24 protein-coding genes are annotated in these 24,649 nt (G+C 62.7%); 9 read left to right on the top strand and 15 right to left on the bottom strand.

Translation table 11 applies throughout. The features are described from left to right. Positions 1–80 precede the first annotated feature (80 nt). From purB to N5D53_RS04365, 5 genes are all read right to left on the bottom strand, one after another. Entirely contained in the window at positions 81–1,451 is a 1,371-nt protein-coding gene (gene purB / locus N5D53_RS04385; RefSeq protein ID WP_010954819.1) for an adenylosuccinate lyase, read from the bottom strand. Positions 1,452–1,666: 215 nt separating this feature from the next. Then, positions 1,667–2,293 carry a high frequency lysogenization protein HflD gene (hflD, locus tag N5D53_RS04380; protein WP_010954818.1) on the bottom strand — a complete coding sequence of 209 codons (627 nt, stop codon included), beginning with the start codon at positions 2,291–2,293 and terminating at the stop codon, positions 1,667–1,669. Then, entirely contained in the window at positions 2,290–3,414 is a 1,125-nt protein-coding gene (gene mnmA, locus N5D53_RS04375) for a tRNA 2-thiouridine(34) synthase MnmA (protein WP_010954817.1), read from the bottom strand. Before mnmA ends, hflD begins: the two co-directional genes overlap by 4 nt. A 59-nt stretch (positions 3,415–3,473) precedes the next feature. Further along, positions 3,474–3,914, bottom strand: a complete 441-nt coding sequence (locus tag N5D53_RS04370; protein ID WP_104961311.1) for an NUDIX hydrolase — start codon at positions 3,912–3,914, stop codon at positions 3,474–3,476. 205 nt (positions 3,915–4,119) lie between these two features. After that, positions 4,120–6,345 (bottom strand): NADP-dependent isocitrate dehydrogenase, encoded by a 2,226-nt coding sequence (locus N5D53_RS04365; protein ID WP_279840043.1) that lies wholly within the window; start codon positions 6,343–6,345, stop codon positions 4,120–4,122. 414 nt (positions 6,346–6,759) lie between these two features. On the opposite strand from N5D53_RS04365, the gene icd reads away from it, so the two are divergent. After that, on the top strand, positions 6,760–8,016 hold the full coding sequence (icd, locus tag N5D53_RS04360) for an NADP-dependent isocitrate dehydrogenase (protein WP_198747839.1): 1,257 nt from the start codon (positions 6,760–6,762) through the stop codon (positions 8,014–8,016). A 70-nt stretch (positions 8,017–8,086) separates the two neighbouring features. On the opposite strand, the gene cspD is transcribed toward icd, so the two are convergent. Next, on the bottom strand, positions 8,087–8,353 hold the full coding sequence (cspD, locus tag N5D53_RS04355) for a cold shock domain-containing protein CspD (protein WP_014590372.1): 267 nt from the start codon (positions 8,351–8,353) through the stop codon (positions 8,087–8,089). Positions 8,354–8,583: 230 nt separating this feature from the next. Between cspD and clpS the strand changes: the two genes are divergently transcribed. Next, positions 8,584–8,946, top strand: coding sequence for an ATP-dependent Clp protease adapter ClpS (gene clpS / locus N5D53_RS04350; protein WP_003251220.1), 363 nt, complete (start codon positions 8,584–8,586; stop codon positions 8,944–8,946). Between the two features lie 30 nt (positions 8,947–8,976). Further along, positions 8,977–11,247 (top strand): ATP-dependent Clp protease ATP-binding subunit ClpA, encoded by a 2,271-nt coding sequence (clpA, locus tag N5D53_RS04345; protein ID WP_064491929.1) that lies wholly within the window; start codon positions 8,977–8,979, stop codon positions 11,245–11,247. Between the two features lie 86 nt (positions 11,248–11,333). On the opposite strand, the gene infA is transcribed toward clpA, so the two are convergent. From infA to aat, 3 genes are all read right to left on the bottom strand, one after another. Then, positions 11,334–11,552, bottom strand: coding sequence for a translation initiation factor IF-1 (gene infA, locus N5D53_RS04340; protein WP_002553999.1), 219 nt, complete (start codon positions 11,550–11,552; stop codon positions 11,334–11,336). Between the two features lie 101 nt (positions 11,553–11,653). After that, complete coding sequence (locus N5D53_RS04335; protein WP_003251215.1) at positions 11,654–12,361, bottom strand: arginyltransferase; 708 nt, start codon at positions 12,359–12,361, stop codon at positions 11,654–11,656. Positions 12,362–12,417: 56 nt separating this feature from the next. Continuing rightward, entirely contained in the window at positions 12,418–13,098 is a 681-nt protein-coding gene (gene aat / locus N5D53_RS04330) for a leucyl/phenylalanyl-tRNA--protein transferase (protein WP_003251213.1), read from the bottom strand. A gap of 407 nt (positions 13,099–13,505) precedes the next feature. Between aat and N5D53_RS04325 the strand changes: the two genes are divergently transcribed. The 6 genes from N5D53_RS04325 (at position 13,506) to cysG (ending at position 21,108) form a co-directional block, all read left to right on the top strand. Beyond that, a complete protein-coding gene (locus N5D53_RS04325) occupies positions 13,506–16,010 on the top strand; it encodes a DNA translocase FtsK (RefSeq protein ID WP_014590374.1) in 2,505 nt (834 codons plus the stop codon). A gap of 62 nt (positions 16,011–16,072) precedes the next feature. After that, the gene (gene lolA / locus N5D53_RS04320) at positions 16,073–16,696 is read left to right on the top strand and encodes an outer membrane lipoprotein chaperone LolA (protein ID WP_064491928.1); all 624 of its coding nucleotides are present in this window, start codon (positions 16,073–16,075) and stop codon (positions 16,694–16,696) included. Between the two features lie 12 nt (positions 16,697–16,708). Continuing rightward, on the top strand, positions 16,709–18,034 hold the full coding sequence (locus N5D53_RS04315; RefSeq protein ID WP_010954809.1) for a replication-associated recombination protein A: 1,326 nt from the start codon (positions 16,709–16,711) through the stop codon (positions 18,032–18,034). Next, the gene (crcB, locus tag N5D53_RS04310) at positions 18,031–18,405 is read left to right on the top strand and encodes a fluoride efflux transporter CrcB (RefSeq protein ID WP_003251205.1); all 375 of its coding nucleotides are present in this window, start codon (positions 18,031–18,033) and stop codon (positions 18,403–18,405) included. The genes N5D53_RS04315 and crcB overlap by 4 nt, the downstream gene beginning before the upstream one ends. 30 nt (positions 18,406–18,435) lie before the next feature. Further along, positions 18,436–19,716 (top strand): serine--tRNA ligase, encoded by a 1,281-nt coding sequence (serS, locus tag N5D53_RS04305; RefSeq protein ID WP_010954808.1) that lies wholly within the window; start codon positions 18,436–18,438, stop codon positions 19,714–19,716. Continuing rightward, entirely contained in the window at positions 19,717–21,108 is a 1,392-nt protein-coding gene (gene cysG, locus N5D53_RS04300) for a siroheme synthase CysG (protein WP_198747836.1), read from the top strand. It abuts the gene before it with no gap. A 106-nt stretch (positions 21,109–21,214) separates the two neighbouring features. Here cysG and N5D53_RS04295 read toward each other — a convergent pair whose 3' ends face one another. The 6 genes from N5D53_RS04295 to tusD all read right to left on the bottom strand — a co-directional run bounded on the left by N5D53_RS04295 (position 21,215) and on the right by tusD (position 24,648). Further along, positions 21,215–22,174 (bottom strand): glutathione S-transferase family protein, encoded by a 960-nt coding sequence (locus N5D53_RS04295; RefSeq protein ID WP_198747835.1) that lies wholly within the window; start codon positions 22,172–22,174, stop codon positions 21,215–21,217. 94 nt (positions 22,175–22,268) lie between these two features. Continuing rightward, positions 22,269–23,270 (bottom strand): glycosyl transferase family protein, encoded by a 1,002-nt coding sequence (locus tag N5D53_RS04290; RefSeq protein ID WP_104886350.1) that lies wholly within the window; start codon positions 23,268–23,270, stop codon positions 22,269–22,271. Then, positions 23,267–23,602: a TusE/DsrC/DsvC family sulfur relay protein gene (locus N5D53_RS04285; protein ID WP_010954804.1), complete on the bottom strand. Its 336-nt coding sequence runs from the start codon at positions 23,600–23,602 to the stop codon at positions 23,267–23,269. Before N5D53_RS04285 ends, N5D53_RS04290 begins: the two co-directional genes overlap by 4 nt. After that, on the bottom strand, positions 23,599–23,895 hold the full coding sequence (gene tusB / locus N5D53_RS04280; protein WP_003251193.1) for a sulfurtransferase complex subunit TusB: 297 nt from the start codon (positions 23,893–23,895) through the stop codon (positions 23,599–23,601). Before tusB ends, N5D53_RS04285 begins: the two co-directional genes overlap by 4 nt. Further along, the gene (tusC, locus tag N5D53_RS04275) at positions 23,895–24,254 is read right to left on the bottom strand and encodes a sulfurtransferase complex subunit TusC (protein ID WP_010954803.1); all 360 of its coding nucleotides are present in this window, start codon (positions 24,252–24,254) and stop codon (positions 23,895–23,897) included. The genes tusB and tusC overlap by 1 nt, the downstream gene beginning before the upstream one ends. Before the next feature lies 1 nt (position 24,255). Next, positions 24,256–24,648 carry a sulfurtransferase complex subunit TusD gene (gene tusD, locus N5D53_RS04270; RefSeq protein WP_003251188.1) on the bottom strand — a complete coding sequence of 131 codons (393 nt, stop codon included), beginning with the start codon at positions 24,646–24,648 and terminating at the stop codon, positions 24,256–24,258. Position 24,649 lies beyond the last annotated feature (1 nt).

The following is a 24,649-nucleotide window of genomic DNA, read 5'->3' as shown; positions in this document are numbered from 1 at the left end:
TTCAACCTATTGAAAAAACGTAATTTTCGTACGGGAATAAAAACGCCCGGCCAGGCCGGGCGTTGTACGCGACGCTCAGCTTAGATGCGTTTGGCCTGGGCTGCCGCGTTACCGATGTAGGTAGCGGGGGTCAGCTGCTTGAGCTCGGCCTTGGCTTCGGCTGGCATGTCCAGGCCGTCGATGAAGGTCAGCAGCGCTTCTGGGGTGATGCCCTTGCCACGGGTCAGCTCTTTGAGCTTCTCGTAGGGGTTTTCGATGTTGAAGCGGCGCATCACGGTCTGGATCGGCTCGGCCAGCACTTCCCAGCAGGCGTCCAGGTCGGCGGCGATGCGAGCTTCGTTGACTTCCAGCTTGCCGATGCCTTTCAGGCTGGCCTCGAAGGCGATGACGCTGTGGGCAAAGCCCACGCCCAGGTTGCGCAGCACGGTGGAGTCGGTCAGGTCACGCTGCCAGCGCGAGATCGGCAGCTTGCTGGCCAGATGCTGGAACAGCGCGTTGGCGATACCCAGGTTGCCTTCGGAGTTTTCGAAGTCGATCGGGTTGACCTTGTGCGGCATGGTCGACGAGCCGATTTCGCCGGCGACGGTCTTCTGCTTGAAGTAACCCAGCGAAATGTAGCCCCACACATCACGGTCGAAGTCGATCAGGATGGTGTTGAAGCGGGCGATGGCGTCGAACAGCTCGGCGATGTAGTCGTGCGGCTCGATCTGGGTGGTGTACGGGTTGAACTGCAGGCCCAGCTCGTCTTCGATGAAGGCGCGGGCGTTCTCTTCCCAGTCGATCTGCGAGTAGGCCGACAGGTGGGCGTTGTAGTTGCCCACGGCGCCGTTGATCTTGCCCAGCAGCGGCACGGCGGCAACCTGGGCGATCTGGCGCTCCAGGCGATACACGACGTTGGCCAGCTCTTTACCCAGGGTGGTCGGCGAAGCCGGCTGGCCGTGGGTGCGCGACAGCATTGGCACTTCGGCGTGGGCGTGGGCCAGGGCGCGGATGGCGTCGGCGACCTGGCGCATCAGCGGCAGCAGCACTTCGTCACGGCCAGCGCGCAGCATCAGGGCGTGGGACAGGTTGTTGATGTCCTCGCTGGTGCAGGCGAAGTGGATGAACTCGCTGACCTTGGCCAGCTCAGGCAGCTTGGCGGCCTGCTCCTTGAGGAGGTATTCAATGGCCTTGACGTCGTGGTTGGTGGTGCGCTCGATTTCCTTGACGCGCTCGGCGTGCTCCAGCTTGAAATCGGTGGCCAGGCTGTCCAGCAGGGCGTTGGCTTCGGCGGAGAACGCCGGCACTTCGCCGATTTGCGGGTGGGCGGCCAGGCGCTGCAGCCAGCGCACTTCGACCAGGGCGCGGAAACGGATCAGGCCGAATTCGCTGAAAATGGGGCGCAAGGCCTGGGTTTTGCCGGCATAACGGCCGTCTACAGGGGAAACCGCAGTGAGCGAAGAAAGCTGCATGGGGTGTTCTCGGACAGTCAGGCTTTTGGAAGGGCGCATATCATACATGAAAAATGCGCCTGGGTCGGGTGGCTGACCAAAGGTCGGCCCAATTTGGATCTGGTGGCAGACCCTGTGGGAGCGGGCATGCCCGCGAACACCGGCGTAGCCGGTGCCATACACCGCGTCGCCTGCTTCGCGGGCACGCCCGCTCCCACAAAGGGCTGCCCAGCCCGTCAGTTGGGGCTGCGCATCATGTCGTACAGTTCGTTCAGCAACTTGCGCCGGCTGAACACCAGCTGCCAACGGTGCCCGCCCAGCTGCCGCCACAGTCGCGCGGCGCGGATGCCGGCCAGCAGCAGGGCGCGGATCTTCGAGGCATTGTTGGGCTGCTGCAGGAAGCGCATGTCGCCGTGCACCTGGATGCGCTGGCGCAAGGTGCTCAGGGTGTCCTGGTACAAGGCTCCACTGGAAGCGATGACGTTTTCGTGAACCAGGCCGAAATGCTCGGCCTGCGACTGGATTTGCGGCAGGCGGTTGCCGATGGTGTCCAGCAGGTCGCCACGCTTGTTCAGCTGGCGCTCCAGGCCCAGCATCGACAGGGCGTAGCGCAGCGGCTCGCGTTGCAGGCTGTTGGGGTCGCGCTCGAGGGCGCCGATCAGCGCTCGGTAGCCGTCGCGCAGGTTCAGGTCGTCACCGCCGAACACCTCCAGGGTATCCTTGGGGTCGCGCACCAGCAGGCTGCCCAGCATGCAGCCGATATTGGCTTCACTGGCCTGGCCGGTGCGGGCGATGCGGTCGACAAGCACGGCGGCCTGGAACACACCACCCAACGCGATCAGCTGCTCCTGCAGGTTGCTCATGCGCGCGGGCTCCACGGCTCGGCAGCCTCGATCACGCCGCCGCCCAGGCACACTTCGCCGTCATAGAACACCACCGACTGGCCCGGCGTCACGGCGCGCTGAGGCTCGTCGAACACGGCGCGGTAGCCGCTGGCGGTGCGTTCCAGGGTGCATCGCTGGTCGCTCTGGCGGTAGCGCACCTTGGCAGTCAACTGCCGTGGGCTGCCGAGGTCGACCGGGTTGACCCAGAAAATTTCCGAGGCCAGCAGGGCGCGGGAGAACAGCCAAGGGTGCTCGTTGCCCTGGCCGACCACCAGCACGTTGCGGGCCAGGTCCTTGTGCAGCACGTACCACGGCTCGTCACTGGCATCCTTCAGGCCGCCAATGCCCAGGCCCTGGCGCTGGCCGATGGTGTGGTACATCAGGCCATGGTGGCGGCCGATCACTTCACCTTCGGTGGTTTCAATGTCGCCTGGCTGGGCCGGCAGGTACTGCTTGAGGAAGTCGCTGAAGCGGCGCTCGCCAATGAAGCAGATGCCGGTGGAATCTTTCTTCTTGGCGGTGGCCAGGCCGTGCTTTTCGGCGATGGCGCGTACTTCGGGCTTTTCCAGTTCGCCGACCGGGAACAGTGTGCGGGCGATTTCCTGGCCGCCGACGGCGTGCAGGAAGTAGCTCTGGTCCTTGTTCGGGTCCAGGCCCTTGAGCAGTTCGGTGAGCGCGCCAGTATCGCGGCGGCGCACATAGTGGCCGGTGGCGATCAGGTCGGCACCCAGCGACAGGGCGTAGTCGAGAAACGCCTTGAACTTGATTTCGCGGTTGCAGAGGATGTCGGGGTTGGGTGTGCGGCCGGCCTTGTATTCCTCAAGGAAGTGCTCGAACACGTTGTCCCAGTATTCGGCGGCGAAGTTGGCGGTGTGCAGCTTGATGCCGATACGGTCGCACACGGCCTGGGCGTCGGCCAGGTCTTCACGGGCGGTGCAGTATTCGGTGCCGTCGTCCTCTTCCCAGTTCTTCATGAACAGCCCTTCCACCTGGTAGCCCTGCTCGATGAGCAGAAGGGCTGAGACGGAAGAGTCCACGCCGCCGGACATGCCGACGATGACGCGGGTCTTGGCGGGGTCTTTAAGTGCTGGGCTGGTCATGGGTACCGGTGTGTATCAAGGGGGAAAAACGCCGATTCTATCAAACCCGCGGCGCCGCGTCAGTCGCGTAGCAGGTCGAGGCTGTGCAGCGGGCCTTTGAGGTAGTCATCCAGGCAGCGCGGCACCAGCTCGCTGCGCCAGCGAGTGGGGTCGGCCAGCAGTTCGTCGCGGGTCAGCCACACGGCGCGGACGATATCGCTGTCCAGTGCCAGGTCGGCGTGATGGCGCACGGGGCGGGCGGCGAAGCAGACGCGCTGGTAGGTCACGCCGTTGCTGGGGGCGGTGTACAGGTAGATGCCGACCACGCCGGTCAGCTCGACTTCCCAGGCGGTTTCTTCCAGGGTTTCGCGCAGGGCGGCCTGGGGCAGGGTTTCATTTGGCTCGAGGTGCCCGGCGGGCTGGTTGAAAACGTGCTGGCCGGCTTTGAATTCTTCGACGAAGAGGAACCTGCCTTCGTGTTCGACGAGGGTGGCGACGGTGATGTGGGGTTGCCAAGTCATTTGCGCTGTCCTTTTGGATGGCTGGGGCTGCTTTGCAGCCCTTCGCGGGCAAGCCCGCTCCCACAAGGTACAGCGCAGGTCTCACAAACTGCACCTCTCCTGTGGGAGCGGGCTTGCCCGCGAAGGGCCGCAGAGCGGCCCCATTTCCCAGAAAGCACAAACCCCGGTGCGTGGCCGGGGTTTGTGCTGTTACTTCAAGCGAACCTTACAGGGCGGCGATGGCGCTGTTCAGGGTCTGGCTTGGGCGCATCACCTTGGCGGTCAGCTCGGCATCCGGGGCGTAGTAGCCGCCGATATCGGCTGGCTTGCCCTGAACGGCGTTGAGCTCGGCGACGATGGTCGCTTCGTTCTCGGCCAGGGTTTTTGCCAGTGGTGCGAAGCGTGCCTGCAGGGCAGCGTCGTCCGTCTGAGCGGCCAAGGCCTCGGCCCAGTACAGGGTCAGGTAGAAGTGGCTACCGCGGTTGTCGATACCGCCGACTTTGCGCGACGGCGACTTGTTGGTGTCGAGGAACTTGCCGGTAGCCTGGTCCAGGGTGTTGGCCAGAACCTTGGCGCGCGGGTTGTCGTAGGTGTTGCCCAGGTGCTCCAGGGAAGCGGCCAGGGCCAGGAATTCACCCAGCGAGTCCCAACGCAGGAAGTTCTCTTCAACCAGCTGCTGCACGTGCTTCGGAGCCGAACCGCCGGCGCCGGTTTCGAACAGGCCACCGCCGTTCATCAGCGGCACGATCGACAGCATCTTGGCGCTGGTGCCCAGTTCCATGATCGGGAACAGGTCGGTCAGGTAGTCGCGCAGCACGTTGCCGGTCACCGAGATGGTGTCCTTGCCTTCGCGGATGCGGGCCAGGGAGAACTTGATGGCGTCGACCGGTGCCAGGATGCGGATGTCCAGGCCGGTGGTGTCGTGATCTTTCAGGTACTTCTGCACCTTCTCGATCATGACGCCGTCGTGGGCGCGAGCCGGGTCCAGCCAGAACACCGCCGGGGTGTTGCTCAGGCGGGCACGGTTGACGGCCAGCTTGACCCAGTCCTGGATCGGCGCGTCCTTGGTCTGGCACATGCGGAAGATGTCACCGGCTTCGACGTTCTGCTCCAGCACGACGTTGCCCTTGCCATCGACTACGCGAACCACGCCGTCAGCCTTGATCTGGAAGGTCTTGTCGTGGGAGCCATACTCTTCGGCTTTCTGCGCCATCAGGCCAACGTTCGGCACGCTGCCCATGGTGGTCGGGTCGAAGGCACCGTTGACCTTGCAGTCTTCGATGGTGGCCTGGTAGATGCCGGCGTAGCAGCGGTCCGGGATCACGGCCTTGGCGTCTTGCAGTTCGCCTGCGCCGTTCCACATCTTGCCCGAGTCACGGATCATGGCCGGCATCGAGGCGTCGACGATCACGTCGCTCGGCACGTGCAGGTTGGTGATGCCTTTGTCGGAGTTGACCATGGCCAGGGCCGGGCGCTCTGCGTACAGGGCCTGGATGTCGGCTTCGATCTCGGCCTGCTTGTCGGCTGGCAGGTCCTTGATGCGGGCGTACAGGTCGCCGATACCGTTGTTGGCGTTGAAGCCTACTTCGGCCAGGGCAGCGGCGTGCTTGGTCAGCACGTCGTTGTAGAATTCTTCGACGATGACGCCGAACATGATCGGGTCGGAGACCTTCATCATGGTGGCTTTCAGGTGCACCGACAGCAGCACGCCGGCGGCCTTGGCATCGGCGATCTGCTCGGCGATGAAGGCTTTCAGGGCCTTGCGGCTCATGGTGGCGCAGTCGATGACTTCGGCGGCTTTGACGGCGGTCTTTTCTTTCAGCACGGTGGTGCTGCCGTCTTTGCCGACCAGCTCGATGCGCAGGCTGTCGTCAGCTTCGATCAGTGCGGCTTTTTCGCTGCCGTAGAAGTCGCCCTGGGTCATGTGGGCAACGTGCGACTTGGAGTCAGCGGCCCAGGCGCCCATCTTGTGTGGGTGCTTGCGGGCGTAGTTCTTGACCGACAGCGGCGCGCGGCGGTCGGAGTTGCCTTCGCGCAGCACCGGGTTCACGGCGGAGCCCTTGATGCGGTCGTAGCGGGCGCGGGATTCTTTTTCTTCCGCGGTGGCCGGCTCGTCGGCGTAGTCAGGGATGTTGAAGCCCTTGCCTTGCAGTTCCTTGATCGCGGCTTTGAGCTGCGGTACCGAGGCGCTGATGTTCGGCAGCTTGATGATGTTGGCTTCAGGGGTGGTAGCCAGCTGGCCCAGTTCCGCCAGGTGATCGCCTACTTGCTTCTCTGCGCCCAGTTGCTCCGGGAAGGCGGCAAGGATACGGCCAGCCAGGGAAATGTCGCGAGTTTCGACAGCGATGTCAGCCGAAGCGGTGAACGCTTCGATGATCGGCAGCAGCGAGTAAGTGGCGAGGGCGGGGGCTTCGTCGGTGAAGGTATAGATGATCTTGGAACGGGTGGGCATGCGGGTTAACTCTCTGTGTGCTGAGCGTGCTCGAGTCTCGTGGTGCGCAGGGTAGGCGCATCGCCCTGGTAGCACCATGAGCGGAAAGTCGAGAGGCTGCGAGCGGTGATGGTGGATGCATCAGTCGAGCGTCAAGTGCTGAGCTGCGGTAACAACCCAGGCTTTATGGCCATTCATGGCCTAGGGCGGTCCGCATTTTCCTGGGATTCGCCCCGATGACCCTTCGGTCGCGGCGGAGTATACCAAACCATTTGGGCTAATCAGCAAGGCCAAGTGATATCGGCCCATTTATAAGACCAAAGACTAAGCGGCAATGCGGCGGGTTGTCGCATGCCTTGCAGGTCGGCAGATGTGGTTTAGGCTCAGTGGATCGCACGATGTCCAAACCACACCCGATAGCGGAGTAGTGCAAGCATGGGATACCAGAAAATCAAGGTTCCGACCGACGGCAGCAAGATCACCGTCAATGCAGATCATTCGCTCAACGTGCCTGATCATCCGATCATTCCTTATATCGAAGGCGACGGGATCGGCGTCGATGTTTCGCCGGTCATGATCAAGGTGGTCGATGCCGCCGTGGAGAAGGCCTACGGCGGCACGCGCAAGATTGCCTGGATGGAGGTGTACGCTGGCGAGAAAGCCACCCAGGTGTATGACCAGGATACCTGGCTGCCGCAGGAAACCCTCGATGCCGTGCGTGATTACGTGGTATCGATCAAAGGCCCGCTGACCACCCCGGTCGGTGGCGGCATCCGCTCGCTCAACGTGGCCCTGCGCCAGCAACTGGACCTGTATGTGTGCCTGCGGCCGGTGCTGTGGTTCCAGGGTGTACCGAGCCCGGTGAAAAAGCCTGGCGACGTCGACATGGTGATCTTCCGCGAGAACTCCGAAGACATCTATGCCGGCATCGAGTGGAAGGCCGGGTCGCCTGAGGCGAACAAGGTGATCAAGTTTCTCAAGGAGGAAATGGGGGTCACCAAGATCCGCTTCGACCAGGACTGCGGTATCGGCGTCAAGCCGGTGTCGAAGGAGGGTACCAAACGTCTGGTGCGCAAGGCCCTGCAATACGTGGTGGATAACGACCGCGAATCACTGACCCTGGTGCACAAGGGCAACATCATGAAGTTCACCGAGGGTGCCTTCAAGGACTGGGGGTACGAGGTGGCGCGTGACGAGTTCGGCGCTGAACTGCTCGATGGCGGCCCTTGGATGAAGTTCAAGAACCCCAAGACCGGTCGCGAGGTCATCGTCAAGGACGCCATCGCCGACGCCATGCTGCAGCAGATCCTGCTACGCCCGGCCGAGTACGACGTGATCGCCACCCTCAACCTCAACGGTGACTACCTGTCCGATGCCCTGGCGGCGGAAGTGGGTGGTATCGGCATTGCCCCGGGCGCCAACCTGTCCGACACCGTGGCCATGTTCGAGGCCACTCACGGCACGGCACCCAAGTATGCCGGGCAGGACAAGGTCAACCCGGGCTCGGTGATCCTCTCGGCAGAGATGATGCTGCGCCACATGGGGTGGACCGAGGCCGCCGACCTGATCATCAAGGGCACCAATGGCGCCATTGCGGCCAAGACCGTGACCTACGATTTCGAGCGGTTGATGGAGGGCGCCAAGCTGGTAAGCAGCTCAGGCTTTGGCGATGAAATGATCAAACACATGTAAGGCAACAGAAAACCGGCCGCCTCCTGTAAAGAGGCGGCCGGTTTTTCGTCTATCGGCACAGCGCAGGCAGTCAGGCTTTTGCAGTTTCGCTTTGCGGCTCGCCCAGGGTTCTGGCAGCCTCTGCCGCAGCGGCTGCGGCATCTTTGATTTCGACGGCGTGCAAGCCTTTGGGGCCCTGGACGATGTCGAATATCACGGCCTGGCCAGCCTTCAGGGTCTTGTATCCGTCCATTCGGATGGCGGAATAATGGGCGAACAGGTCATCGGATTTACCTTCCTCATTGATGAATCCATAGCCCTTGGCATTGTTGAACCACTTGACTTTACCGCTTGCCATCCCTATGTCCCTCTGCAAAGGACTCCATCACTGGAGTATCATCCACTTCATCCGCATACGAACCTTGCGAAAAATCTGGTTGACTGCGCGGATCTTTATCGACCACGGTGGGTTCTTATTGGTTGTAACACCGTTTTGCCGATAGTCAAGGTCACGCGGCGCCTGCGCTGGCGGTGGCCTGTGCAGTCAACCCGAAACCTTAACCTGACGCTCATGATGAAATTCTTTCCATGCATGCACCTAGTGAGATTCGACTAACATTCAATCAGGATCGCCCGCAATCGAATGAGGACGACGGCTCAGGTCTTGCAGTTCAGGAAGCCAAGCCGATCCTGCAGGCGCCACCGATGTACAAGGTGGTTTTGTTCAACGATGACTACACGCCAATGGATTTCGTCGTCGAAGTGCTCGAGACGTTCTTCAGTCTGAACCGCGAGCTGGCGACCAAGATCATGCTGACCGTCCATACCGAGGGGCGGGCAGTGTGCGGATTGTTTACCCGTGACATCGCCGAAACAAAGGCTATGCAGGTCAACCAATACGCCAGGGAAAGCCAGCATCCGCTACTCTGTGAAATCGAGAAGGACGGTTAATCGCCGACCACTTGGGTATGAGGTGAAGCTATGTTAAACCGCGAGCTCGAAGTCACCCTCAATCTTGCCTTCAAGGAGGCCCGTTCGAAGCGTCATGAGTTCATGACCGTCGAGCATCTGCTGCTGGCACTCCTTGACAATGAGGCTGCCGCGACCGTTCTGCGCGCCTGTGGCGCCAATCTCGACAAGCTCAAGCATGACCTGCAAGAGTTCATCGACTCCACCACGCCGTTGATCCCTGTCAACGACGAAGACCGTGAAACCCAGCCGACCCTGGGCTTCCAGCGCGTGCTGCAGCGTGCCGTGTTCCACGTGCAAAGCTCTGGCAAGCGCGAAGTGACCGGCGCCAACGTGCTGGTGGCGATCTTCAGCGAACAGGAAAGCCAGGCCGTGTTCCTGCTCAAGCAGCAGAGCGTGGCCCGTATCGACGTGGTCAACTACATCGCCCATGGCATCTCCAAGGTGCCAGGGCATGGTGCGCAATCTGAAAGCGACCAGGACATGCAGGACGAAGAGGGCGGTGAAACCTCCTCTTCGAGCAACCCGCTGGACGCCTACGCCAGCAACCTGAACGAGCTGGCCCGTGCCGGCCGTATCGATCCGTTGGTAGGTCGCGAGCAGGAAGTGGAGCGCGTGGCGCAAATCCTGGCCCGTCGGCGCAAGAACAACCCGCTGTTGGTGGGTGAGGCAGGCGTGGGCAAGACGGCCATCGCCGAAGGCTTGGCCAAGCGCATCGTCGATGGTCAGGTGCCTGACCTGCTGGCGCAGAGCGTGGTGTACTCCCTCGACCTGGGCGCCTTGCTGGCTGGTACCAAATACCGTGGTGACTTCGAGAAGCGCTTCAAGGCGCTGCTCGGTGAGCTGCGCAAGCGTCCGCAGGCCATCCTGTTCATCGACGAAATTCACACCATCATCGGCGCCGGTGCGGCGTCGGGCGGGGTGATGGATGCCTCCAACCTGCTCAAGCCGCTGCTGTCGTCGGGTGAAATCCGCTGCATCGGTTCGACCACGTTCCAGGAGTTTCGCGGCATCTTCGAGAAGGATCGTGCGCTGGCGCGTCGCTTCCAGAAGGTGGATGTCAGCGAGCCATCGGTCGAAGATACCGTGGGCATTCTGCGCGGCCTGAAAGGGCGTTTCGAAAGCCACCACAACATCGAGTACAGCGACGAAGCCCTGCGCGCCGCCGCCGAACTGGCTTCGCGCTACATCAATGACCGGCACATGCCTGACAAGGCCATCGATGTGATCGACGAGGCAGGCGCCTACCAGCGCCTGCAGCCAGAGGCCAGTCGCGTCAAACGCATTGATGTGCCGCAAGTGGAGGATATCGTCGCCAAGATTGCGCGAATTCCGCCGAAGCACGTCACCAGTTCCGACAAGGAGCTGCTGCGCAACCTTGAGCGCGACCTGAAACTGACCGTGTTTGGCCAGGACCAGGCAATCGACTCGCTGGCCACCGCGATCAAGTTGTCCCGTGCCGGCCTCAAGTCGCCAGACAAGCCGGTTGGTTCGTTCCTGTTCGCCGGCCCTACCGGCGTCGGCAAGACCGAAGCGGCGCGGCAATTGGCCAAGGCGCTGGGTGTGGAGTTGGTGCGTTTCGACATGTCTGAGTACATGGAGCGCCACACCGTCTCGCGTTTGATTGGTGCGCCGCCGGGTTATGTCGGTTTCGACCAGGGTGGCTTGTTGACCGAGGCGATCACCAAGCAGCCGCACTGCGTATTGTTGCTCGACGAAATCGAGAAGGCCCACCCGGAAGTCTTCAATCTGCTGCTGCAGGTGATGGACCACGGTACCCTGACCGACAACAACGGGCGCAAGGCCGACTTCCGTAACGTGATCCTGATCATGACCACCAACGCCGGTGCAGAAACTGCGGCGCGGGCGTCGATCGGCTTTACTCATCAGGACCACGCGTCCGATGCCATGGAAGTGATCCGCAAGAGCTTCACGCCAGAGTTCCGCAACCGTCTGGATACCATCATCCAGTTTGGCCGCCTGAGCACGGAGACGATCAAAAGCATCGTCGACAAGTTCCTTATCGAATTGCAGGCGCAGCTGGAAGACAAGCGTGTGCTGCTGGAAGTCAGCGATGAAGCACGCGGTTGGCTGGCGGTTTCGGGCTATGACGTGCAGATGGGCGCGCGGCCAATGGCGCGGCTGATCCAGGACAAGATCAAGCGGCCGCTGGCCGAGGAGATCCTGTTTGGCGAGCTGGCCGAGCATGGTGGCGTGGTGCATGTCGACCTGCGCGATGGCGAACTGGTGTTCGACTTCGAAACCACGGCTGAGGTCGCGTGATGTGCAGGGGCTGCCTTGCAGCCCCTTGCAGTTTCTTGAGGCACAAAAAAGCCCGGCACCTGGCCGGGCTTTTTCATGGCTTGAGCTTAGCGCGCACGGTAGGTGATGCGGCCCTTGCTCAGGTCGTACGGCGTCAGCTCGACGCGGACCTTGTCGCCAGTGAGAATGCGGATGTAGTTCTTGCGCATCTTTCCGGAGATGTGCGCGGTTACGACGTGCCCGTTTTCCAACTCCACGCGGAACATGGTGTTGGGCAGGGTGTCGACGACAGTACCTTCCATTTCGAAGCTGTCTTCTTTCGACATGCAGTTGAGCCCTCGGATCCAATGTTAGCCCGACGCATATCCGCACCGGGCAAAAAAGTGGCGTGGATTATGCCGGAAAACTGCGTGTCAAGCCAATGCTTTCAGTTGAGGGTGACCCAGCGCTGGTTTATCAGCAGCTCGATAGGTCGGTACTGCGTCTTGTAGTTCATCTTCTTGCAGTTCTTGATCCAGTAGCCCAGGTAAACCGCCTCCAGGTTCTGGCGCAGCGCTTCGGTGATCTGCCAGAGAATGGCGAAACGGCCAAGGCTGCGGCGCTCCTCGTCCGGCTCGTAGAAGGTGTACACCGCCGACAGGCCATTGGGCAGCAGGTCGCACACTGCCACCGCCATCAACCGGCCTTCCAGGCGAAACTCGTAGAACCAGCAGAACGGCAGGTCGCGTACCAGGAAGGTGGAAAACTGATCGCGGCTGGGCGGGTACATGTCGCCATCGGCGTGGCGGGTTTCGATATAGCGCCGGTACAGCTCGAAGTACTCTTCCTTGAACGCCGGGCGCGCTGCGGTTACGGTCAGGTCGGCGTTACGTTTGAGTATGCGACGCTGCTGGCGGTTGGGAATGAAGCGCGCCGCCGGGATGCGCGCCGGCACGCAGGCGTTGCAGTTCTGGCAGTGTGGGCGGTACAGGTGGTCGCCACTGCGGCGAAAGCCCATTTCCGACAAATCGGCGTACACGTGCACGTCCATCGGCTGGCTGGGGTCGAGGAACAGCGTGGTCGCCTGCTCCTCCGGCAGGTAGCTGCAGGAGTGGGGCTGAGTGGCATAGAACTTCAACCGCGCCAACTCTGTCATGATCAACCCCTTCGGTGAGACTTTGTTTTAAGTGTAAGCCAGCTACGGGAACTCGCCTAGGCAACCCATGAAGCACTGTTGGGTTGGTCAAGGTGGCGTGCCAGGTAGCTGGCGAACTCGGCACGGCTGATGGCGTGGGCGCCCAGGCTGTGCAGGTGGTTGGTCGGCATCTGGCAGTCGATAAGCACGAAGCCGGCGTCTCGCAGGTGGTTGACCAAGGTCACGAAGCCGACCTTGGAGGCGTTGTCGGCGCGGCTGAACATCGATTCGCCAAAGAACAGCTGGCCCATGGCGAGGCCGTACAGGCCCCCGACCAGTTCGCCGTCCTGGCGAACTTCGACCGAATGGGCGATGCCGCGGCGGTGCAGCTCGCAGTAGGCGTTGCGCATGGTGTCGGTGATCCAGGTGCCGTCAGCGTAGTCGCGAGGCGCGGCGCAGGCGGCGATCACCGCCGGGAAGTCGGTGTCGAAGCTGACCTGGTAGCGGCCTTGGCGCATCAGCTTGGCCAGCGAGCGTGACACATGCAACTGGTCAGGCAACAACACCGTGCGCGGGTCGGGTGACCACCACAGGATCGGTTGGCCGTCCTGGTACCACGGGAAGCAGCCATGGCGATACGCCTGCACCAGGCGCTCGGGGCTCAGGTCGCCGCCGGCGGCCAGTAGGCCGTTGGGGTCGTGCAGCGCCTTTTCCAGGGGCGGGAAGGTAAGCGAGTCGCGGGTCAGCCAGGTGAGCATGGTCTATCGTGCGGTGGGGGAGGGGAGAGGGCAGCATGGCTTGGGTGAAAAGCGGGGTCAATCTCTTTGGGGGTCTCAAAGCCAGCGCGGTAACCTGCACAAGGCTACCCCTACAGGGAAGTGAGGCAGTTTTGCGGCAATTCAGGGCAATTTCCTACACATTCATCAAACCGCAGGCACCATCCGCTACATTTGCTGTCACACCTGTGCAAAAACACAGCATAAGCCTTTGTCACGAAAGAAAATGCATGCTCAAATTGCAGCTATATGAATTCGCCCCCGGCCAAACCCCCATACGGCGTGCCGCCATGGCGGCTGGCGGGCAGTAATGTTAAAAGTAGTGGTTCGTTGGTCGCGCAGCGGCCGATCACTATTGGACGCGCACCACGCGCAGGAATAGACGCGTTTTGAAGAAATCCACCGCAACTCCAGCTCCATTGCCTGTGCCACTGTGGCGGCAGCAGCTGCATTATCGCCTCAAGGAAGGTGCGTTGATCGCTGTCGGCGCGCTGTGCCTGTACCTGTGGATGGCGCTGCTGACCTACGATACGTCGGACCCGGGCTTCAGCCACACCAGCAACGTCGACCAGGTGCAGAATGCGGCCGGGCGTGCCGGTGCCTATTTCGCCGACATCCTGTTCATGGTGCTGGGTTACTTCGCCTATATTTTTCCGCTGCTGCTGGCGGTCAAGACCTGGCAGATTTTCCGCGAACGCCACCAGCCATGGGACTGGAGCGGCTGGCTGTTCTCCTGGCGGCTGATTGGCCTGGTGTTCCTGGTGCTGTCGGGGGCGGCGCTTGCGCATATCCACTTCCACCCGCCCGCCAGCCTGCCGTTCTCTGCCGGTGGTGCACTGGGCGAAAGCCTGGGCGACCTGGCGCGCAACCTGCTGAACGTGCAGGGCAGCACGCTGATGTTCATTGCCCTGTTCCTGTTCGGCCTGACCGTCTTCACCGACCTGTCGTGGTTCAAGGTGATGGACCTGACCGGCAAGATCACCCTCGACCTGTTCGAACTGGTGCAAGGGGCTGCCACCCGCTGGTGGGAAGCGCGCAACGAGCGCAAGCGCCTCGAGGCACAGTTGCGCGAGGACGAACCGGTGTTCAAGGCCGCGCCGATGGCTGCCGAGAAGCGCGAGCCGGCCAAGCCGTCACTGCGCGAGCGCATCCTCAAGCGTGAAGAGCCACCCGCTCAGCCGGTCGAGCCGCGTGAGCCAACCCTTGCACGCGAACCGATTGTGCCGCCACGTGAAACGGCGCCTGAGGCATTGGCGCCGCGCGAAACCGTGGTGCCCCGCCAGCAGCACGCAGCGCCCACCATTGTGCCGCCGTCAGCCGCCAGCAGAGCGCCGGAGCCGAGCAAGCGGGCGATGAAGGAAAAGCAGGCGCCGCTGTTCGTCGACAGCGCCGTGGAAGGCACCTTGCCCTCGATTTCCATCCTCGACCCGGCCGAACAGAAAAAGATCGAGTATTCGCCAGAATCCCTGGCCGGCGTCGGTCAGCTGCTGGAAATCAAGCTCAAGGAATTCGGTGTGGAAGTGGCGGTGGATTCGATCCACCCCGGCCCGGTGATTACCCGTTATGAAATCCAGCCGGCCGCCGGTGTGAAGGTCAGCCGCATCGCCAACCTGGCCAAGGACCTGGCGCGTTCGCTGGCCGTGACCAGTGTGCGAGTGGTCGAGGTCATCCCTGGCAAGACCACGGTAGGTATCGAGATACCCAACGAAAACCGCCAGATGGTGCGCTTCTCCGAAGTGCTGGCCACGCCGCAGTACGACGAGCAGAAATCGCCCGTCACGCTGGCGCTGGGCCACGACATTGGCGGCAAGCCGGTGATCACCGACCTGGCCAAGATGCCGCACCTGTTGGTGGCCGGTACAACCGGCTCCGGTAAGTCGGTGGGTGTGAACGCGATGATTTTGTCGATCCTGTTCAAGTCCAGCCCGGAAGACGCGCGGCTGATCATGATCGACCCGAAAATGCTTGAACTGTCGATCTACGAAGGCATCCCGCACCTGCTGTGCCCGGTGGTCACCGACATGAAGGACGCCGCCAACGCCCTGCGCTGGAGCGTGGCCGAAATGGAGCGGCGCTACAAACTGATGGCGGCCATGGGCGTGCGTAACCTGGCCGGTTTCAACCGCAAGATCAAGGACGCCCAGGAAGCTGGCGAAATCATCCATGACCCGCTGTATCGCCGTGAGAGCATGGACGATGAGCCGCCTGCGCTGAAAACCTTGCCGACCATCGTGGTGGTGGTGGACGAATTCGCCGACATGATGATGATCGTCGGCAAGAAGGTCGAAGAGCTTATCGCCCGTATCGCGCAGAAGGCACGGGCGGCCGGTATTCACCTGATCCTCGCCACCCAGCGCCCGTCGGTGGACGTGATCACCGGCCTGATCAAGGCCAACATCCCGACCCGTATGGCGTTCCAGGTGTCGAGCAAGATCGACTCGCGTACCATCATCGACCAGGGCGGTGCCGAACAGCTGCTGGGCCATGGCGACATGCTGTACATGCCGCCGGGCACCAGCCTGCCGATCCGGGTGCACGGCGCATTCGTGTCCGACGACGAAGTGCACCGTACGGTCGAGGCGTGGAAGCTGCGTGGCGCCCCGGACTACAACGACGACATCCTCAACGGCGTCGAAGAAGCCGGTAGCGGCTTTGACGGCGGCGGCGGCGGTGGCGAGGGTGACGATGCCGAAACCGACGCCCTGTATGATGAAGCGGTGCAATTCGTGCTCGAGAGCCGTCGCGCCTCCATTTCTGCCGTGCAACGCAAGCTGAAGATCGGCTACAACCGTGCCGCGCGCATGATCGAGTCGATGGAGATGGCTGGCGTTGTCACCCCGATGAACAGCAACGGCTCGCGGGAAGTGATAGCCCCGGGCGGCCCGCGCGACTGATGAACACCCTGCCTGGGGCCAACGGTGGCGCCAGGCCTTTTCAACGCTCAATGAGGATTCCCATGCGCGCGATTCGCATGCTGTTGGTTTCTGCCCTTACCCTGGGCTCGGTTACTGCTTATGCCGGTGAGCAAGACGTACAACGCCTGACCCAGTTGCTGGAAAAGTCGCAGACCATCGAGGCCAACTTCTCCCAGCTGACCCTGGGCGCCGATGGCACCAGCCTGCAGGAAACCTCGGGCAAGATGACGGTCAAGCGCCCGGGCCTGTTCTACTGGCACACCGATGCACCGCAGGAGCAGGTGGTGGTGTCGGACGGCAAGAACGTCACCCTGTGGGACCCGGACCTGGAACAGGCCACCATCAAGAAGCTCGACGTGCGCCTGAACCAGACCCCGGCCCTGTTGCTGTCCGGGGACGTGTCGAAGATCAGCCAGAGCTTTGATATCGCGTCCAAGGAGCAGGGCGAAGTGATGGACTTCACCCTCAAGCCAAAGACCAAGGACACCCTGTTCGACTCGCTGCGCGTTTCGTTCCGCAAAGGCCTGATCAATGACATGCAGCTGGTCGACAGCGTCGGCCAGCGCACCAACATCCTGTTCAATGGCGTCAAGGCCAACCAGGCGGTGCCGGACAGCAAGTTCAAGTTCGACATCCCCAAGGGCGCGGACGTGATCAAGGAGTAACCAGAGCTCGCCATGGACCTGTTTCGAAGCGAACCCGTCGCCCAGCCCCTGGCCGCCCGTCTGCGCCCGTCCAGCCTGGATGAGTACGTCGGCCAGGAGCACCTGCTGGCGCGCGGTAAACCGCTGCGCGAAGCGCTGGAACAAGGTGCGCTGCACTCGATGATCTTCTGGGGGCCGCCCGGGGTCGGCAAGACCACGCTGGCGCGGTTGCTGGCGCAGTTCTGCGATGCGCACTTCGAAACGGTGTCGGCGGTGCTGGCCGGGGTGAAAGAGATCCGCCAGGCCGTGGAGGTGGCCAAACAGCAGGCTGGCCAATATGGCCGTCGCACCATCCTGTTCGTTGACGAGGTGCACCGCTTCAACAAGTCGCAGCAGGACGCCTTTTTGCCCTATGTCGAGGACGGCACCCTGCTGTTCATCGGTGCCACCACCGAAAACCCGTCGTTCGAGTTGAACAACGCGCTGCTGTCACGGGCGCGGGTGTATGTGCTCAAGAGCCTGGACGAAGCGGCCCTGCGCAAGCTGGTCAACCGTGCGCTGACGGAAGAGCGTGGCCTGGGCAAGCGCAACCTGCGGGTGGGCGACGACGCCTTCAAGATGCTGATGGCCGCTGCCGACGGCGATGGCCGGCGCATGCTCAACTTCCTCGAGAACGCCTCGGACCTGGCTGAAGACGGCAGCGAGATCGACGTCGAGATGCTACAGAGCCTGCTGGGTGACAGTCGCCGCCGCTTCGACAAAGGCGGCGAGGCGTTTTACGACCAGATATCCGCGCTGCACAAGTCGGTGCGTGGCTCCAATCCCGATGGCGCCCTGTACTGGTTTGCACGCATGCTCGACGGCGGCTGTGACCCGCTTTACATCGCCCGCCGAGTGGTGCGCATGGCCAGCGAGGACATCGGCAATGCCGACCCGCGTGCGCTTAGCCTGTGCCTGGCTGCCTGGGATGTGCAGGAGCGCCTTGGCAGCCCCGAGGGCGAGTTGGCGGTGGCCCAGGCCATCACCTACCTGGCCTGCGCACCCAAGAGCAACGCGGTGTACGTGGGTTTCAAGACCGCCCTGCGTGAAGCGGCCGAGCACGGTTCGCTGGAGGTGCCGTTGCACCTGCGCAATGCCCCGACCAAGCTGATGAAGCAGTTGGGCTATGGCGACGAGTACCGCTATGCCCATGATGAACCCGACGCCTACGCCGCCGGTGAGGATTACTTCCCCGACGAACTGGAGCCGCGCCAGTACTATCAGCCGGTGCCCCGTGGCCTGGAACTGAAAATTGGCGAGAAGCTGCGCCACCTGGCTGACCTCGACCGCAACAGCCCCCGCCAGCGGAGAAAACCATGATTGCACTCATCGCCGCGGTCAGCGCCGGTGGTATTGCGGGTACCTTGTTGCGCTTCGCTACCACCAACTGGGTGGCGGCCCACTGGCCACGGCACTTCTATGCCGGTACGCTGGCGGTCAACCTGGTTGGCTGCCTGCTGATCGGCTTGCTCTATGGCTTGTTCTTGCACAAGCCGCTGGCGCCGGTCGAATTGCGCGCCGGCCTGATTGTCGGCTTTCTCGGTGGCCTGACGACCTTTTCCTCCTTCTCACTCGATACCGTGCGCCTGATGGAAAGCGGGCAAGTGCCCCTTGCCTTGGGCTATACCAGTATCAGCGTGGTGGGCGGGCTGCTCGCAACCTGGGCTGGCCTGTCCCTGACCCGATTCTGAACCAACACCTACATATAACGAGAGAACGATATGCTCGATTCCAAACTGTTACGCGGCCAACTTCAGGAAGTGGCGGACCGCCTGGCCTCCCGTGGCTTCAGCCTGGATGTCGCGCGCATCGAATCACTGGAAGAGCGCCGCAAGGCGGTGCAGACCCGCACCGAACAACTGCAGGCTGAGCGTAACGCCCGTTCCAAGTCCATCGGCCAGGCCAAGGCCAAGGGCGAAGACATCGCCCCGCTGATGGCTGACGTCGAGCGCATGGCCAACGAACTGGCTGCCGGCAAGGCTGAGCTGGATGCCATTCAGGCCGAGCTGGATGGCATCCTGCTGACCATTCCCAACCTGCCGGACGCCAGCGTACCGGTCGGTGCCAGCGAGGACGACAACGTCGAAGTGCGTCGTTGGGGCACGCCGAAGGCGTTCGACTTCGAAATCAAGGACCATGTTGCCCTCGGTGAAATCAGCGGTGGCCTGGACTTCGAAGCGGCTGCCAAGCTGTCCGGCGCCCGTTTTGCTGTGCTGCGTGGTCCGGTTGCCCGCCTGCACCGCGCCCTGGCGCAGTTCATGATCAACCTGCACACCGGCGAACATGGCTACGAGGAACACTACACCCCGTACATGGTGCAGGCGCCCGCGCTGCAGGGCACTGGCCAGTTGCCGAAGTTCGAGGAAGACCTGTTCAAGATCACCCGCGAAGGCGAGGCTGACTTCTACCTGATCCCGACCGCCGAAGTGTCGCTGACCAACCTGGTGGCGGGTGAAATCCTCGACGCCAAGCAGCTGCCGCTGAAACTGGTTGCCCATACCCCTTGCTTCCGCAGCGAAGCCGGCGCTTCCGGCCGTGACACCCGCGGCATGATCCGCCAGCATCAGTTCGACAAAGTCGAGATGGTGCAGGTGGTAGAGCCGTCCAAGTCGATGGAAGCCCTGGAAGGCCTGACTGCCAATGCCGAGCGCGTGCTGCAGCTGCTGGAGCTGCCATACCGCGTGCTGGCCCTGTGCACTGGCGACATGGGCTTTGGTGCGGTGAAAACCTACGACCTGGAAGTGTGGGTGCCGAGCCAGGACAAGTACCGCGAAATCAGCTCGTGCTCCAACTGTGGTGATTTCCAGGCGCGCCGCATGCAGGCTCGCTGGCGCAACCCGGAAACCGGCAAGCCAGAGCTGGTGCACACGCTCAACGGCTCCGGTCTGGCCGTAGGCCGTACCCTGGTTGCTGTGCTGGAAAACTACCAGCAGGCCGACGGTTCGATCCTGGTGCCGGAAGTGCTGAAGCCTTACATGGGCGGCGTCGAGGTCATCCGCTAAATGGATTACCTGCCGCTGTTCCACAAGCTGCAGGGCGGCCGCGTGCTGGTCGTCGGTGGCGGTGAGATCGCCTTGCGCAAGGCGCGCCTGCTGGCCGATGCCGGCGGCGTGCTGCGCGTGGTGGCGCCGGACATCGACGGCCAGTTGGCCGCGTTGGCCCGGGAAGGTGGCGGTGAGGTGCTGGTGCGGGGCTATCAGGCAGCCGACCTGGTCGGTTGCCGGCTGGTGATCGCGGCGACTGACGACCCTGGGCTGAATGCCCAGGTGTCGGCCGATGCGCAGGCCCTTAGCCTGCCGGTCAATGTGGTGGATGCGCCGGCCCTGTGTACGGTGATCTTCCCGGCGATCGTGGACCGTTCGCCGCTGGTAATCGCTGTTTCCAGCGGCGGTGACGCCCCGGTACTGGCACGCCTGATTCGAGCCAAGCTCGAGGCGTGGATCCCTTCGGCCTACGGTGAGCTGGCCGGGCTGGCTGCACGCTTCCGGCACAAGGTCAAATCCCTGTACCCGGACGTCAACCAGCGTCGCGGCTTCTGGGAAACCGTGTTCCAGGGGCCGATCGCCGAGCGCCAGCTGGCCGGGCAGGGTGCTGAAGCCGAACGTCTGTTGCAGGCGATGGTGGATGGCGCACCGGTGCAGCAGGGTGGTGAGGTGTACTTGGTTGGTGCAGGCCCGGGTGATCCGGACTTGTTGACCTTCCGTGCGTTGCGCCTGATGCAGCAGGCCGACGTGGTGCTGTACGACCGCCTGGTTGCACCCGCCATCATCGATATGTGTCGCCGTGATGCCGAGCGTATCTACGTAGGCAAGCGCCGCGCTGATCATTCAGTGCCGCAGGACCAGATCAACCGCCTGTTGGTCGATCTGGCTCGGCAGGGCAAGCGGGTGCTGCGCCTGAAGGGTGGCGACCCGTTCATCTTCGGCCGGGGTGGCGAAGAGATCGAAGAGCTGGCCGAGCACGGCATTCCGTTCCAGGTGGTGCCGGGCATTACGGCGGCCAGCGGCTGCTCGGCGTATGGCGGCATCCCGCTGACTCACCGCGACTATGCCCAGTCGGTGCGCTTCGTCACCGGGCACCTCAAGGATGGCACCAGCAACCTGCCGTGGAATGACCTGGTGGCGCCGGCGCAGACCTTGGTGTTCTACATGGGGTTGGTGGGCTTGCCGACCATCTGTGCCGAGCTGATTCGCCACGGGCGTGCCGCGAGTACCCCGGCGGCGTTGGTGCAGCAGGGGACCACGCGTAATCAGCGCGTGTTCACCGGCACCTTGGCGGACTTGCCAGACCTGGTGGCCCAGCATGAGGTGCATGCGCCGACCCTGGTGATTGTGGGGGAAGTTGTGCAGTTGCGTGACAAGCTGGCCTGGTTCGAAGGTTCGCAGAACAGCTGAAATCGTTGGGGCCGCTTTGCGGCCCATCGCATATGCCCCAGGCATTGCAAGGTCCTTGTAAGAGCGGCCTTGTGTTGCGATGGGCTGCAAAGCAGCCCCGGCTTTCTCAAGCCTGCCAAATCCCTTTGCCCGCCAACCGCTCTCGATCATGCGGCAAGCCAAAGTCCTGCAAAGGCCCTTTAGGCACGATCCCGTTCGGGTTGATGGTCTTGTGGCTCATGTAATAGTGCTTCTGGATATGCTCCATGTTCACCGTACCCGCCACCCCGGGCCACTGGTACAGCTCACGCAGCCAGTTCGACAGGTTGTGGTAGTCGCTCAGGCGGCGCAGGTTGCACTTGAAGTGCCCGTGGTACACGGCATCGAAGCGCACCAGTGTAGTGAACAGGCGTACATCAGCCTCGGTCAGGTACTCACCCGCCAGGTAGCGATTGCGGCCTAGCAAGGCTTCCAGGTAATCCAGCTCGTTGAACACATCGTCAAAGGCAGCCTCGTAAGCGTCTTGCGTGGTGGCAAAGCCTGCGCGGTACACGCCGTTGTTCACCGCCGGGTAGATGCGCTCGTTCAGTGCTTCGATGGTCGGGCGCAGCGATGTGGGGTAGAGGTCCAGGGTATTGCCGGTCAGCTCGTTGAACGCGCTGTTGAATATGCGGATGATTTCTGCCGACTCATTGTTGACGATGCGCTTCTCTTTCTTGTCCCACAGCACAGGCACCGTCACGCGCCCTGTGTAGTGCGGGTCATCCTGGGTGTAGCGCTGGTGCAGGTACTGCAGGGCGTCGAGGTGGTCCCCGCTGGAGCCTTGCTGCTGATCGAAGGTCCAGCCATGGTCCTGCATCAGCCAGCTGACCACCGACACGTCGATCAACGGCTCCAGGCCTTTCAGCGCGCGAAAGATCAGGGTGCGGTGGGCCCATGGGCAGGCCAGCGACACATACAGGTGGTAGCGGCCGGCCTCGGGGGCGGGCAGCTGATTGCGGCGCTGGGCATTCTCACGCTTGAACGTGCCGTCCTTGCCGTTTTCATACCACTGGTCGTGCCAGCGACCGTCGATCAATAGGCCCATGGTGAGCTCCTGAAACAAAGTTGTTTGTCGTTGGAGCCCAGTCTAGGGCAAATCGTTCGAAGAAATAGCGCAAAGATCGGGGTTCTATTATCGGCTAGATCGATCTATTTCGAGTACCCCAATAGCCTTGCGCTGTTACGAAGGCCTGCTCGCGATGCTGTCCCAGGCCACGCAGGGCCAGGGCCATGGTCGCGATCAGGGCCTTTTCGCCATAACTGTCTTCCACTTCGCCACGCCAGAACGCCAGCAAGTGCTCTGCCTGCAGGCTGGGCGGCTTGACATGGCGGCGTTCGCTCAGCGCTGGCCACTCTTCATCCCACGCCTCACCCGCCGTGGTGCCGTAGAGATGGCTGATGACATCGGGATTGACCTCGATTTCGCCGCCATCACCCTTGATCACCACGGCATGGTCGCCCAGCAAGCGGCTGGCTTCGCGGTGCACGGCCTGGTAACCGGGGTGAAAGATGCTCTGCAATCCACAGCGAGCGCCCAGCGGGTTGAGCACTCGAGCCAGCGAGTGGATGGGCGAGCGCAGGCCCAGGGTATTGCGCAGGTCGATCATGCGTTGCAGCTGCGGCGCCCAGTCGTGCAGTGGGAAGAATGCCAGTTGATGCTGGTCCAGCGCGTTGCCGACGGCGGCCCAGTCGCGGCACAGCGGAATCTGCAGCAGGTCGAGCAGTTGCTCTGTGTACATACGCCCGGCAGTGTGTGCGCCACCGCCGTGCATCAGGATGCGCACGCCATTGTTGGCCAGGCACTTGGCCGCCAGCAGGTACCAGGGCAGGTGACGCTTCTTGCCGGCGTACGTGGGCCAGTCCAGGTCAACGGCGATGTACGGCGCCTGTAAGTGGGCGCGCAAGGCCTCGGTGAAGCCAGCCAGCTCTTCAGCGCTTTCTTCCTTGTGCCGCAGCAGCATGAGGAAGGCACCGAGCTGGGTGTCTTCGACCTTGCCTTCCAGCAGCAGGGTCATGGCTGCACGGGCCTCCTCGCGGGTCAGGCCACGCGCGCCGCGCTTGCCTTTGCCGAGAATACGCACGAATTCGGCGAACGGGTGTTCGGCGGGGGTTTCCAGAGTGAGCGGACGAGGTTCGGTCATATGCAGTTGGTCGGCTTGGGCAGGCCCGCCAGCTTGGCGGCAAGTTTGGCGGGGGTGCCGTTGAACAGGCGGTTAAGGTGCGGGCTGTTGCCCTTTTCAGGGCCCAGCTTGAGGGCCGTGTACTTGATCAGCGGGCGGGTGGCCGGAGACAGCTGGTATTCCTGGTAGAACTGACGGAGCAGTTCGAGGATTTCCCAATGGTCCGCCGTCAACGGGATACCCTCGCGCTTGGCCAAAGCTTCGGCGGCGTCGTGGGACCAGTCTTGCAGGTCGACCAGGAAGCCATCCTTGTCCAGGGCGATCACCTGATCGCCAACGGTAAGCGTATTCATAGCCAGCTGTTGACCTTGTCGTATTGCAGCGACAGTTCGACGAACCCGGCGTAGTCCACGGCCTTTGCCAGGTCGTTGCCGACCGCGCGGGCCTGTACATCCTCGTCCAGGGCGAACAGGCGCTGGGCCAGGCCGGCGGCTTGCAGATGGCCATGCGGCTCGCTGCCGCTGCGCAGGGCATACACGGCATCGCCGCACAGCAGCAGGGCATCTTCGGCACCGAGCAGGCGCAGGCAACTGGCCAGGCGCTCGTCGCCAAACGGGGAATGGGCAATTACATGCAGGGTTTTCATCAGAGCGTTATCACCTGGTCGAAACGGGCTATCAGGGCGGTCAGCGCTGCGTCATCGAGCACTTGCACCGGCAGCGCCAGGGTCTCGGCTGCCAGGCCACGGCGGGCCAGGCTGTGGTTGCAGGCGAACAGTTCCTCGACACCGAACATCGGCAACGCCTGCAGGTTGGCGGCCAGGTTCTTCTGTTGCACGGCGGCGGGTTGCTGGTCCGGCGCGAGCTGGAACACACCATCGTCGAGGAACAGCATGCCCAACGGCAGGTCGAACGCGCCGCCGGCCAGGGCGATGTCCAGCGCCTCGCGGGCAGAGGGGCCATTCCACGGTGCCTGACGGCTGATGATCAACAAGGACTTGGCCAAATCAGTCGCCTCCGAAGCAGACAAGGCGGTCGGCCACTTGCGCGGCCTCGTGCAGTTGGCCCAGCCCCGACAGTTCCCAGGGCTTGGGCAGGTTCACGGCCGGGCGCTGGTAGCGGTTGGCCTCGGCTTCGTCGAGCACGCCACGGCGCAGGGCGGCGGCGATACACACCACGGCGTCCAGCTGATGGGTCTGTATGAAGGTGCGCCACTGGCCAGCCACGTCCAGTTCGTCCTGGGGCGCGACGACGTTGGCCGAGGCACTGTGCACCCCGTCCTGATAGAAGAACAGTCGGGCAATCTCATGCCCGCCGGCCAGCACCGCCTCGGCGAAGCGCAGGGCGCGTCGCGAAGAGGGCGCATGGGCCGGGGAGAACACCGCGATAGCGAATTTCATG

Origin of the sequence: Pseudomonas sp. GD03862 (genome assembly GCF_029840855.1) — a bacterium.
GTDB lineage: Bacteria > Pseudomonadota > Gammaproteobacteria > Pseudomonadales > Pseudomonadaceae > Aquipseudomonas > Aquipseudomonas alloputida.
This window is presented reverse-complemented; position numbering and strand designations above follow the sequence as displayed.

Coding starts and splice junctions, on each gene's coding strand:
- purB (WP_010954819.1), bottom strand. CDS start 1,451: ATGCAGCTTTCTTCGCTCACTGCGGTTTCCCCTGTAGACGGCCGTTAT.
- hflD (WP_010954818.1), bottom strand. CDS start 2,293: ATGAGCAACCTGCAGGAGCAGCTGATCGCGTTGGGTGGTGTGTTCCAG.
- mnmA (WP_010954817.1), bottom strand. CDS start 3,414: ATGACCAGCCCAGCACTTAAAGACCCCGCCAAGACCCGCGTCATCGTC.
- N5D53_RS04370 (WP_104961311.1), bottom strand. CDS start 3,914: ATGACTTGGCAACCCCACATCACCGTCGCCACCCTCGTCGAACACGAA.
- N5D53_RS04365 (WP_279840043.1), bottom strand. CDS start 6,345: ATGCCCACCCGTTCCAAGATCATCTATACCTTCACCGACGAAGCCCCC.
- icd (WP_198747839.1), top strand. CDS start 6,760: ATGGGATACCAGAAAATCAAGGTTCCGACCGACGGCAGCAAGATCACC.
- cspD (WP_014590372.1), bottom strand. CDS start 8,353: ATGGCAAGCGGTAAAGTCAAGTGGTTCAACAATGCCAAGGGCTATGGA.
- clpS (WP_003251220.1), top strand. CDS start 8,584: ATGCATGCACCTAGTGAGATTCGACTAACATTCAATCAGGATCGCCCG.
- clpA (WP_064491929.1), top strand. CDS start 8,977: ATGTTAAACCGCGAGCTCGAAGTCACCCTCAATCTTGCCTTCAAGGAG.
- infA (WP_002553999.1), bottom strand. CDS start 11,552: ATGTCGAAAGAAGACAGCTTCGAAATGGAAGGTACTGTCGTCGACACC.
- N5D53_RS04335 (WP_003251215.1), bottom strand. CDS start 12,361: ATGACAGAGTTGGCGCGGTTGAAGTTCTATGCCACTCAGCCCCACTCC.
- aat (WP_003251213.1), bottom strand. CDS start 13,098: ATGCTCACCTGGCTGACCCGCGACTCGCTTACCTTCCCGCCCCTGGAA.
- lolA (WP_064491928.1), top strand. CDS start 16,073: ATGCGCGCGATTCGCATGCTGTTGGTTTCTGCCCTTACCCTGGGCTCG.
- N5D53_RS04315 (WP_010954809.1), top strand. CDS start 16,709: ATGGACCTGTTTCGAAGCGAACCCGTCGCCCAGCCCCTGGCCGCCCGT.
- crcB (WP_003251205.1), top strand. CDS start 18,031: ATGATTGCACTCATCGCCGCGGTCAGCGCCGGTGGTATTGCGGGTACC.
- serS (WP_010954808.1), top strand. CDS start 18,436: ATGCTCGATTCCAAACTGTTACGCGGCCAACTTCAGGAAGTGGCGGAC.
- cysG (WP_198747836.1), top strand. CDS start 19,717: ATGGATTACCTGCCGCTGTTCCACAAGCTGCAGGGCGGCCGCGTGCTG.
- N5D53_RS04295 (WP_198747835.1), bottom strand. CDS start 22,174: ATGGGCCTATTGATCGACGGTCGCTGGCACGACCAGTGGTATGAAAAC.
- N5D53_RS04290 (WP_104886350.1), bottom strand. CDS start 23,270: ATGACCGAACCTCGTCCGCTCACTCTGGAAACCCCCGCCGAACACCCG.
- N5D53_RS04285 (WP_010954804.1), bottom strand. CDS start 23,602: ATGAATACGCTTACCGTTGGCGATCAGGTGATCGCCCTGGACAAGGAT.
- tusB (WP_003251193.1), bottom strand. CDS start 23,895: ATGAAAACCCTGCATGTAATTGCCCATTCCCCGTTTGGCGACGAGCGC.
- tusD (WP_003251188.1), bottom strand. CDS start 24,648: ATGAAATTCGCTATCGCGGTGTTCTCCCCGGCCCATGCGCCCTCTTCG.